Source organism: bacterium (assembly GCA_035703895.1).
Lineage (GTDB): Bacteria > Sysuimicrobiota > Sysuimicrobiia > Sysuimicrobiales > Segetimicrobiaceae > Segetimicrobium.
Genome location: DASSXJ010000302.1, coordinates 1 through 10896, shown reverse-complemented (window position 1 = coordinate 10896; position 10896 = coordinate 1). Strand labels below are relative to the sequence as shown.

Here is a 10896-nt window from a genome sequence, read left to right as displayed (position 1 = left end):
GGCCGCTTCCGGCACGTTAACGCGGAAGGGTCGCACGGCTTGGGTTTCGGATGCATACGCGACCTTATCAACTTGGCTCATCTTCGGTTCTCCTTTTGGCCCTGAGGGCTCGTTGTTGGATTGCGCATTCGCAAAGCCGATTATGCCGACCTCGGCGGCCGCGATCGTCACGGCCGCGTAGCGCAAAAAGCGGCGGCGGTCTTGTTTGGATTCTCCAGACATTGATCCCCCTACCCCCCCTTGCCGGACGTGTCCGCCTAGCTGTGGAACGTCCGATTAGCGGAGCGATCGAAACGCCGCTCGTAGCTCCTTACTGAAGAGTTGCGGCTGTTCCCAGGCCGCAAAGTGGCCGCCCTTTTCCGCTCGGTTATAGTAGATGAGCTTAGGGTAAGCCCGCTCGGTCCAGCTCCGCGGCGCTTGATATTGCTCGCCGGGGAAGACGCTCACGGCCACCGGAATGGAGACGCCCTTGGCGTTGAAAAAGCCACCCTTATATTCCCAATAGAGACGAGACGCGGAGACCCCCGTGTTCGTCAGCCAATAGAGCGTGATGTTGTCGAGGATCTCGTCACGGGTCAGTTCGCCTGTGGCGCTCGTGGTCCGGTTCAGAGCAGAAGCGACCGCCGCGGCCGGCTGGCCGTCAGCATCATTGTGGTCGAGAAGCCAGGCGGCCAGGCCGTTGGGTGAATCCGCAATGCCGTACAAAGTTTGCGGGCGGGCCGCCATCATCCTTGCGTATTCGACCTGCTTGAATGTCGCGACCAGCTGCTGGTACGCGCGTTTTTCGTCGGCTGAGAGACCGGAGGGTGGCGGATCGCCAGCTTGAAGAGCCTTGTCGACGTCAGCTGGGACGGTGGCTGGCATGTTGGTATGGATGGCGAGCAATCCCGCAGGCGCCTGCAAGCCCATCTGGTCAACAACAAACGCACCCCAGTCGCCGCCCTGGGCGACGTAGCGGGTGTAGCCGAGGCGCTTCATCAGTTCTGCCCAGGCTCGGCCCGTGCGCTCGGGGCCCCAGCCGGTGCTCGTCGGCTTGCCGGAGAAACCGTAGCCCGGCATCGACGGAATCACGACATCGAAGGCGTCCTCTGCCCGGCTGCCGAACGCCGTCGGATTGGTGAGCGGACCGATAATTTTCAGCTGCTCGATGATCGAGCCGGGCCATCCGTGTGTGACGATCAGCGGCAACGCATTTTCATGTTTCGAACGGACGTGGATGAAGTGAATGTCCAGCCCATCGATGTTCGTCATGAATTGCGGCAGGGCGTTCAGTTTGGCCTCGCACTTGCGCCAATCGTAATCTGTCGCCCAATAGTGCGCGAGTTTCTGAATCGTCGCGAGTTGCACGCCTTGCGACTGATCTGCGACGGTCTCCTTTTCGGGCCAGCGGGTGGCCGCGATGCGTCGGCGAAGGTCGGCGAGGCCCGCTTCCGGCACGTTGGCGCGGAAGGGATGCACGGCTTGGGCTTGGGATGTAGACTGGGCCTGAGTGGGTTGGCTCATTTTCTGTTCTCCTTTTAGCCCTGAGGGCTCTGTGTTGGATCGCGCGTCCGCAAAACCCAGCATGCCGAACTCGGCGGCCGCGATCGTCATGGCGGCATGGCGCAAAAAACGGCGGCGATCGTGCTTGGTTTCTTCAGGCATTTATCTTCCTCCATTCACCTCAGGGTTGGTGGCGATGCCCGAGGTGCCGGGAGACCATCCAATGTCCAGGTGGCCATCAGGACTACGGGGCTCGCCATCCACTCGTTGTGGTGTGTGCTCCTTTCAGTCGTGATCGCGTGCCTAGCCTCTGGTCGTGGATCAGCCGAACGTGAACACAAAGGCTTCCACACCTGAATCGAGAAACTCGATCTCGAACTGTCGATCAACGATGGGCTTCGATTGTCGGATTAGCTGATACAGCCGCTGTACGGCAACTGTGCCATTGCCTTGGTCGTCAACGTCAACTCCGTGAGCGACGCCCGGCGGCTGTCCATCGATGAGCACCCGAAATCGCACGGAGGTTCCTCGCGCTGCCGGTCCCATGACGAGGTGAAGATCGCGGGCGTGAAAGCGGTAGGCGATCCGCCCGTTGGCCTTGTTCAGCACAATGGCCTGTGTCTTCACCGTCCAATCACCCGAAAGGGCCCAATAATTGAGGCTCAACCTCGCGGGGACGGCATAGACGCGACGCTTGTCCAATGCGGGACCGCGGGGAGACGCAAAGTTCTCGGTGCGCTCATAGCCGACATAGTTTTCCGGCGACTTCAAGCTGCCCCAATCGGCGGCCGCTTCGACACCACGGCCATCGACCGAAACCAGTTCATCCCCGATGCCGCCGATGCCGGCCTCGGCCAGCAATCGCTGAATGATCATTTCCGACTGTTCGTATTCGCCCTCGCCGAATTGATGATGTCGAATATGCCCCTGCGCATCGACGAAATAGAGGGCCGGCCAATATTCGTTTTTGAACGCACGCCATATCACGTGGTCGCTATCGACCGCGATCGGATAATCGACCCTCAGGTCCTTTGCGGCTCGGCGAACGTTCTCGGCGTTCTTCTCAAATGCGAACTCAGGCGAGTGCACGCCGATCACCACCAATCCGCGATCCTTATATTTCTCGGCCCACGCGCGGACATAGGGAAGTGTGCGTAGCCAGTTGATGCAGGTATACGTCCAAAACTCGACGAGGACGACTTTTCCGCGCAGGCCGGCCGCCGTCAAGGGTGACGAATTGAGCCACCCGGTCGCGCCGCCGAGAGAAGGAAGCTCACCTTCAATGGGTATTGGCCTTGATTGAACCGCTCCGGGCGTCAACTGCCGCGCCTCCGCCGTGGGCTGACTTGCTGGCTTTGTCTTGCCGGACTGTGCGTTCGCAGAGCCGATCACGCCGAGCTCGGCGGCAGCAATGCTCATGGCCGCAAGGCCCAAAAAGCGGCGGCGATCATGGTCGATTTTCTCGGACATTGTCTCGCTCCAATTAGCGCAGCGATTTGAACGCCGCACGGATCTCGGCACCGAAGAGTTCCGGCTGTTCCCAGGCCGCGAAGTGACCGCCCTCGTCCACCTCGTGAAAGTAGATCAGATTGCGATAGGCGCGCCGGGCCCAAGTCTCTGGAGCTCGATAGCTCTCCCCCGGAAATACCGTGATGGCCACCGGGAGCGAGATCTCGGCGGTCTTCTGCGCGGCCGCAACAACAACGTTGCGTCCGCTGTTCTCCCAATACAGCCGTGCTGACGAGGTCGCGCTGTACGTCAGCCAGTACAGCGTGATGTCGTCCAGCACATCGTCTTTCGTCAGGGAGCTTTCGGGAAAGCCGCCGCTGTACGTCCACCGCGCGAAGCCTGGATGGACGAGCATCCACGCCGCGAGACCGGCCGGGGAGTCCGTCAGGCCGTACCCGACGGCCTGCGGCCGCGCAGTCATCATCACGAAGTAGCCCCTGTCCCCCTTCTTGTTGGCCGTGTTGAGCGAGTCGAACGCCGCGCGTTCCTTCTCGGAGAGTCCCGCTGGCGGGGGCCCGCCGTCGTTGAGGGCCTTGGCAACCTCCGCCGGCACCGTCGCGGGCAAGTTGACGTGGATGCCCAGCAGCCCTGCTGGCGCCTGGCGCGCCATCGCGCTGGAGATAGGGGACCCCCAGTCGCCGCCCTGGGCGACGTAGCGGGTGTACCCGAGGCGCTTCATCAGCTCCGCCCAGGCTCGCGCGATGTGGTCGGGGTCCCAGCCGGTGCCCTGCGGCTTGCCCGAGAAGCCGTATCCGGGCATCGAGGGCAGCACGAGATGGAAGGCGTCCTCCGCGCGTCCGCCATGAGCCGTGGGATCGGTGAGCGGAGCAATGACCTTCAGGAGTTCGATGATCGAGCCGGGCCAGCCGTGGGTCATGATCAGCGGCAGCGCGCTCGGATGCCGAGAGCGGACGTGCACGAACTGAATGTCGAGCCCGTCGATGGTTGTCACAAACTGCGGCAAGGCATTCAGCTTCGCCTCTACCTTCCGCCAGTTGTAGCCCGTCCCCCAGTAGCGTACGAGCGCCTGGATCGCCGCCAACTGCACGCCCTGGGATTGATCAGTGACCGTCTCTCGGTCGGGCCACCGTGTCGCTGCGATGCGTCGACGGAGGTCGACGAGTGCCGCTTCCGGAACGTTGATGTGGAAGGGGCGGATTGAGTTATCTGCGGCCGCTGCGCGCACCGTCGTGGGAAGCAGACCAATGACGGAGGCCTGGTCATCGGCACTCGGAACGGTCTGGGCGTAGCGAGGGAGCAGGACAAGACCGAGGGCACACGCGGCTGTTAAGGTGGCAAGAAAGCTGCGCCGCGCGGGCGATGACGATAGTGCGGACATGATCGATCTCCTTTCGGGGAAAACGAACTTGGCCGTATAATTGCCGTCGCAACACATCCTCTGTTTCAACCATATTTCACCTGCTCGCTTCGAGCCAGGAGTAGCCTCCGAGATGGCAAAAGTCATCGGACAATGCCGTCCGCGGGCGGAATACCCTCGTCCCCCTCTCGTCGGAATGGTCTCCGTCAGTTGTTTGAGTAATGGGCGTAATGCTGATCTTACTCTACGGTACCGCGTCGCGTGGCCGCTCCGCCATTGCACTTTGGTAGAATAGGTCGGCGGGGCTACACAGGCGCCGTCAATCGAGGTCACACATCTGCCAGATGGCGTGTCTCACCTGCGGGCGTCCTCCAAACGAACACCTGTCTGTATGCTGGAGGAAAAACCCGCGCGAAGGGAACTGATAAGTGACTTACGGGGTTGGCGCGCCGAAGATCAGATGGACTGGTTAACTGCCCCCGCTCTCCGGCATCGCCAAGATGGCGAGGCTAAAGCCCGGCCCGGTGCGAGGCGAGTCTTCGTGACGATCTGGAATCCGCCCAATTTGACCCGAAGCAGGTCGATCATCGGCTGTCGATCAGAAGCGTGCCTGCCGCGTCGCCGACGCGCGCTTGCAGCACGAGCCCTATCACCGCCGGCGTCCGGGCGGGGGGGGGGAGGAATGACATGCCACCTTGGTGCAATTGGCCGGCGGCGCTGGGTAAAGTTAGAATCAATGGGTGGCTTGTCGGGAACACACTGGTGGGGCCATCCAACATCGAATATGATGATGGCACCGTCGCTCTGCTCAAAGTAAGATCAAGCCGGGTCACGGGAGAGCACGGCCACGATGTACAGTCACCTCGGATCTGATCAGGCGGGCCCGCCACCGTCGACGCCGGTCATCTTCGTTACGGACGATGACGCGTCATTTCGCACGGCGATCAGCCGGCTGCTCAGGGCCTCCGGCTACGAGGTGGAAACCTTCAACTCCGCGGAGGCCTTTCTTTCCCGCGGGGCGACGACAAAGTTCGGCTGCCTGGTGTTGGACCTTCACCTGCCCGGGCAAAGCGGGTTCCAGCTCCAGGAGACCTTGGCCCGCGCGGGGCATGACTTGCCCGTAGTGTTCGTGACGGGCGTGGGCGATGTGCCGCAGAGCGTGCGCGCCATGAAATTCGGAGCCGTAGATTTTCTCCTCAAGCCAGTGGCTCGTCGCGATCTCGTCGACGCCGTTGAACGAGCTCTAGGAGAGGCGGCGCAGCGGGAAGCGCGGCGCGCCAAGCGTGAGCGGCTCGAAGCCCGGCTCCGGCGGTTGACCCCGCGCGAGCGCCAGGTCTTCGAACGGGTCGTGGCGGGGATGCTCAACAAGCAGATCGCGCGTGAACTTGGGGCTGGACTGTACACAATCAAGGTGCATCGCGCCCGCGTTATGCAGAAGATGGAGGCCGATTCACTCACCGCACTCATCCGGATGGCAGACGAACTGGCCCTTCCCGTGTCCCTGCCAGGCCCCCAGGGGCGCTGAGGGCCGCCTTCAGCCCCTCTGTCTCTTCTCGAGACCCGTCGCTCTGTTGCCGCCCCTAATCGCCAACTCCATCGCACGCAGAAGGTCGCGGGCTAGCACGGGCTTCCTCAAATAAGGAACCCCAGCCGTGCGCGCATACGCCTCGGCCGAGGAAGCGTCGTGGCCTGTGATCAGAATGACCGGCACCTCGCGGCCCGCGCTCCTGAGGGCAGCGTGGAGACCTATCCCGCTCGTCCCGCTCAGGTGGACGTCGATCACGACGCACTCAAACTCCGCGGGACTGTTCAGTAACTGGTCTGCCGAGCTGAAAGTGCGGACGTTGAACTGCGCGACCCCGAGCAGGCGCGCAAGCGCGGTCCGCATGCTGGAGTCATCGTCTACCACGGCGACCCTAACCTGTTCTCCCTCCGGCACCATGGTTACTCTACCCTACTAGTTAAGAGTGTACCAGGCAAACGTACGTCTCAGGGACACACAACTAGGCCAGGCTAACCGGATCGATCCATTTTGCCTACTGATACGAACCCGTACTCCCACATCCTGCATAGACGAGGCGCGGCGCGTCTTGCAGAGCCTTCGCCCCCCGACCGACCGGGGGGCCACCCCCGCCCCCCCCGGCGGACGCGGCGGCCTAGACGGCACGCAGCGGCGCCACGGGTAGGGTGAAGTGGAACGTGGCTCCTCTGTCAGGGTTGTTCTCGGCCCAGAGCCGCCCGCCGTGGGCCGTGATAATAGAGCGGCAGATAGACAGTCCGAGGCCGAGCCCCTGCGGTTTTGTCGTCACAAACGCCTCGAAAAGCAGGTCTTGGATCCCAGGGGCAATGCCGTTGCCACGGTCGCTAATCGACACTTCGGCACCCGCCTGTCCCGACGACGTGCCGATCGTCAGCGTGCGGCTAGCCGGGGGGACCGCGCTCATCGCATCACAAGCGTTGAGGATAAGATTCAAAAGCACCTGTTGCAACTGAACGCGATCGCCTAGCACGGTGGGTAGGCTGGGTACGAACTGGCGAACCACGGTGACGTTCCGCGTGATGAGTTCGCTGTGGGCGAAGTCCAGCACATCGCTTGTCACCTGGTTCAGATCGAGCTGCTGTAGCGAGCTCTCCCCTTTTCGCAGCAACGCCCGCAACCGGCGGATGACTTCCCCGGCGCGCTGCGTGTCGGCAACGATGTCGTGCATAATCGCTTCGAGTTGAGAACCATCGATGGCGTCCCGGCCGAGGAGCAGTTGCCCCGCCTCTGCATTGCTCAACACTGCGCCCAGCGGCTGATTGAGCTCGTGCGCCAGGGAGGCGGCGAGGGCCCCCATCGTGGAGACGCGCGTGGAGTGCGCTAACTCGTCCCAGGCCTGTTTGGTCTCGATCTCCATCCGTTTGCGGGCCGTGATATCCGTGCAGAACAACACGGTGCCGCCGTCCACCCTCTGCAGCGGCGAGGCGGAGATCGCGAACCAGTGTTCTCGTGGGGGGATGCCGCTCGAGTATTCCAGCGAGAAGCTGGGGCGGAAGTCCTCGACGACAGACCGAACTCCGGCGATCACTCTCTCAGCGAGGGAAGGGTTGTCCGGGGGGAGCACGAGCCGACAAACCTCGGCGTAGGTCCCCCCCGCGCCGTCGCGGAACAGGGAGCGACCTGGGCCGTCCGTCGACGGGTGACCCCACGTCTCCGAGACGGAAAGCACCCGGCCACCCCGGTCGAAGACGGCGGCGCTGCTGGTCAGCGACGCAAGGATCGCGCTTTTGATCGCCTCGCTCGCCCGCCGCTCCTCGATCAGCGCCGCCAGGCACATCAGCGGGATGGCGATGGCCATCAAAACCATCTGCAGCGACTGTACGTTGACGATCGCAGCCGGAAATTGCGACGACCACCGCCCGCGTGCGCCCGCCCAGATCGCAAGGAGTTCCACCGCCAAGAGGCCGACACTCGTCCCCAAGGGACCCATGCGAACGGCCGCCCAGAGGAGAAACGGCAAGACAAAGATGAACGGGATACGAAAGAGGACATCAAAGTCGCCTGTAATGATCTCCGCTCCCAGGAAGACGACGACCCCGACGATGAGGAATCCCGCCCAGAACCATACGCCCTCCAGCACTCCCCAGTGGCCAAGGTTCCGGATCCGCGCGCGCCCGGTCCGCAACGCCATAAAGATCACGGGGGCCACCGTGAGTTCAGCGAGTGTGTTGTCCAGGAACCGGGTACGCCAGTCGAGCCAGTAATCCTCGCCCCGAAACCTGGCCATCGCCGCCGCATCGGGGAACGTCGAGACAAAGGGCGCCACGAAACCCGCACAAATGATGAACACGACCACCCCGCGCAGCGTGTTGAATGTCGCCTCGCCGCCGCTGAAGCTACGTACTAAAGTTGCGGCGACCAGGGCTTCGCCGCAATTCGTGATGAAGAGCACGAGGACCAGGGGGGTCGGCCAGTGGGCCTGCATCTCTACGATGAGGTGGGCAGGCAGCGCGGCCAGAAGGTAGATCCACCACCGGCGCGGCGGAGCGAGCAGCAGGACAGCGGTGAGAATCGCGTTCGGCGGCCAGAGCACGGATGGTGTGATCGCGGCAAACTTGAGCACCAACCCGAGCCTTGCGCCGAGGTAGTAGGCTGCCGAGACGATAAGTACGGTCCCTGCCGTGCGGACGAGCTCGCGGCCGCGGGCATCAGCCAACCAGCGGTGCGGATTCACGACGATGCCCGCATTCGCCTAGCGCGCCCGTGGGTCCTCCCCAGAACTTCTGGTCTTTACTTGTTACTCTTCCATTTTTCCGTGCACACAGTACCGGGATACGGCACCGGTTAAGGTGAATAGAGTTACATGTTGCGACAGATTCTCGGCTTCCCCTATCGCGTAGCTAATTTTCTGTCTACCGTTTCTTGGTGTGGCTAACGGTAACGGCTCTCATGACCCTGGGATCTCGGGCCAGCGTTGAGGCCGAGGCTCCTACCCGGCCAATGGGTCGACCGGCGCGGGGACGGGCGTCCCGTACACCGAAGCCGCGCGTCTCCGACCCCGTGACATACAGCTTCGTGCAGGATGAGTCCAATGCGGAATAAAGGGCTCTCCCGGGCGAGCGGAGGCGATGAATTGTTTGTTTGACCTCCAGCAAGAGGGCGTCGAATTCGAGCTCACGCCACCGCCGCGACCGGCGGGGCGCGGCCACCCGCGCTCCTCAGCAACCGCGAGCAGGCAGTTCTGCGCCTCGTCGCGGAAGGGTTGCTGAACAAAGAGATCGCGACTTCGCTCAACATCGGAGAACGTACCGTGAAAGCGCACCTCACGTCCGCCATGAGAAAGCTGGGTGCGGATACTCGCGCGCGCGCCGCCGTTGCGGCGGTGCAACGCGATCTTCTGTAATCCCCGCTCCCCTATCCCCCGTCGCGCCCACAGCCACGCGGGGGCGGCGTGGTTCGATGCAGCCCGGATGGGCAGCCACAGAGGCCCGATTGGACAATACCCGCCGTCATGCAACCATGGCATGCTACACACGTAAGGGAACCGTCCCCTCCGTACCTCGAGCAGGTCGCGAACATCAAGGGTAGCCTCCCGTGAACTACACGCCGGGGCCAGAGGGAAATCCGTGGTGAGCGAGGCCTGAGTTGCAAATTGGCATCGATAGCTTCGCGGCGGCATTCGACGAGAGCAGCCTAGCGGTCAATGCATCGGACCGTCTGCGCAACTTGGTCGAGCAGATCGAACACGCCGATCAGGTGGGTTTGGATGTCTTTGGCGTATGGGCAGCGCGGGATCTAAGCTACGGAGGAACGACCATGCGAAGAGCGTTCACCTCTCTCACGGCGGTCACCCTTCGATTTCCCGGTTCACTTGCGCCGGGGGCCAGGCGGGTGGCCGTGGTCGGTCCGTTTAACGGGTGGGGTCCCACCGTCCACCCGCTTGCTCGCACGATGGGCGGTGACTGGACGATCACGATTTATCTACCCCCCGGCCGCGTCATCTACCATTTCGACGTGGACGGCGCGGCATGGCTCGACCCACACGATGAGGGACGGATCCTCAACGCTTGGGGATCCGAGTATTCCGTTCGATACGTCGACTCCCCGGGATGATGTCGATAGCACAGCGTAGGGGAAGGGCCGGGGTCTTCTTGCGCGAACCTCTTGAGGGGATCATGTAACGGCCGGCACCCGGCGACTCAGGAGGGCTCACGCGTGCAGACAAACGGCAAGGCCTGGCTCACGATGGGCATTCTGCTTGCAGCGAATCTCGGAGCGCTCGCCGGCGCCACACATGGCGCGACGCCGCCGTCGACGGCCGCACGGTGCCCGCTGACGGAAGCGGGCTACGGGGATCCCGCCTACAAGCCGAATACCCCCATTCGGCCGCGGGTCGGGACCGGCTTCGTGCTCACGGGGATTGTACGCTCGGGCATCGATTGTTCAGTCCTCAGAGGTGCCCACGTAGAATTCTGGCTCCGCGGGCCCGACGGTCAGTATGATGATGTGCACCGTGGCACGGTCGTGACTGATGGTTCGGGAAAATACCGTTTCGAGAGCAACTTTCCGGGTGGCACCGGCCTAGGGCCGCATATCCACCTGCGTGTCGCCGTTCCCGGGTATCGGACGCTGGTCACGGTGTACTTCCCGCACCCTGGTACGGCCGCCGGAACGTTCGACTTCGTCCTCGAGCCGGAAGTGTGACTCCTATAATAAGGACGAAGGCGACTTCACGGGGGGAGAGCATCGCGACGCGTTCTCGGCGACGCTGTGGTGCGAGGCCGTCGGCTGGGTGGGCGAGTAACCTCGCCTTCGTCGCCCGCTCGTGTCGAGGGTCGCGAGCTAAGGGCGACCTTGGCTCGTCAACAGGTACGACGGATGCTTGAGACCGGTCGGTGGGTAGAACTCTTCGTACGCGAAGGCGAACCCGAGCTTCTCGAGCACCTTTCGTGATGCGGTATTCTCGGGGTGATGGCCGGCGAAGAGGGCGTGTGCGCCGAGCGTCTCGAACGCGAAGGCGATAATCGCCAGCCCGGCCTCGACCGCCAGGCCTCGCCCCCAATAGTCAGGTCGAAGATGGAACCCCATCTCATACGTGTGGTCTTCC

The 10896-nt window shown here is 62.9% G+C and carries 11 protein-coding genes; 4 read left to right on the top strand and 7 right to left on the bottom strand.

The genetic code is table 11. The features are described from left to right. From VFP86_19910 to VFP86_19895, 4 genes are all read right to left on the bottom strand, one after another. On the bottom strand, positions 1-222 hold a 222-nt coding region (locus VFP86_19910), incomplete at its 3' end, for a twin-arginine translocation signal domain-containing protein (protein ID HET9001917.1). 54 nt (positions 223-276) lie between these two features. Further along, positions 277-1503: an epoxide hydrolase gene (locus VFP86_19905; GenBank protein HET9001916.1), complete on the bottom strand. Its 1227-nt coding sequence runs from the start codon at positions 1501-1503 to the stop codon at positions 277-279. Between the two features lie 300 nt (positions 1504-1803). Further along, entirely contained in the window at positions 1804-2952 is a 1149-nt protein-coding gene (locus tag VFP86_19900; GenBank protein HET9001915.1) for a thioredoxin family protein, read from the bottom strand. Between the two features lie 13 nt (positions 2953-2965). Beyond that, entirely contained in the window at positions 2966-4330 is a 1365-nt protein-coding gene (locus VFP86_19895; GenBank protein ID HET9001914.1) for an epoxide hydrolase, read from the bottom strand. Positions 4331-5159: 829 nt separating this feature from the next. Here VFP86_19895 and VFP86_19890 point away from each other — a divergent pair. Further along, positions 5160-5834: a response regulator gene (locus VFP86_19890; GenBank protein HET9001913.1), complete on the top strand. Its 675-nt coding sequence runs from the start codon at positions 5160-5162 to the stop codon at positions 5832-5834. 9 nt (positions 5835-5843) lie between these two features. Here the strand turns inward: VFP86_19890 and VFP86_19885 are convergent, their stop codons facing one another. Continuing rightward, positions 5844-6251 (bottom strand): response regulator, encoded by a 408-nt coding sequence (locus VFP86_19885; protein ID HET9001912.1) that lies wholly within the window; start codon positions 6249-6251, stop codon positions 5844-5846. Positions 6252-6465: 214 nt separating this feature from the next. Continuing rightward, the gene (locus VFP86_19880) at positions 6466-8523 is read right to left on the bottom strand and encodes an ATP-binding protein (GenBank protein ID HET9001911.1); all 2058 of its coding nucleotides are present in this window, start codon (positions 8521-8523) and stop codon (positions 6466-6468) included. A gap of 432 nt (positions 8524-8955) precedes the next feature. On the opposite strand from VFP86_19880, the gene VFP86_19875 reads away from it, so the two are divergent. The 3 genes from VFP86_19875 (at position 8956) to VFP86_19865 (ending at position 10493) form a co-directional block, all read left to right on the top strand. Beyond that, complete coding sequence (locus tag VFP86_19875; GenBank protein ID HET9001910.1) at positions 8956-9192, top strand: LuxR C-terminal-related transcriptional regulator; 237 nt, start codon at positions 8956-8958, stop codon at positions 9190-9192. Positions 9193-9434: 242 nt separating this feature from the next. Next, entirely contained in the window at positions 9435-9902 is a 468-nt protein-coding gene (locus tag VFP86_19870; protein HET9001909.1) for a hypothetical protein, read from the top strand. Between the two features lie 102 nt (positions 9903-10004). Then, on the top strand, positions 10005-10493 hold the full coding sequence (locus VFP86_19865) for an intradiol ring-cleavage dioxygenase (GenBank protein HET9001908.1): 489 nt from the start codon (positions 10005-10007) through the stop codon (positions 10491-10493). 138 nt (positions 10494-10631) lie between these two features. Here the strand turns inward: VFP86_19865 and VFP86_19860 are convergent. After that, positions 10632-10896, bottom strand: a 265-nt coding sequence (locus tag VFP86_19860) for a GNAT family N-acetyltransferase (GenBank protein HET9001907.1), incomplete at its 5' end; no start/stop codon positions are given.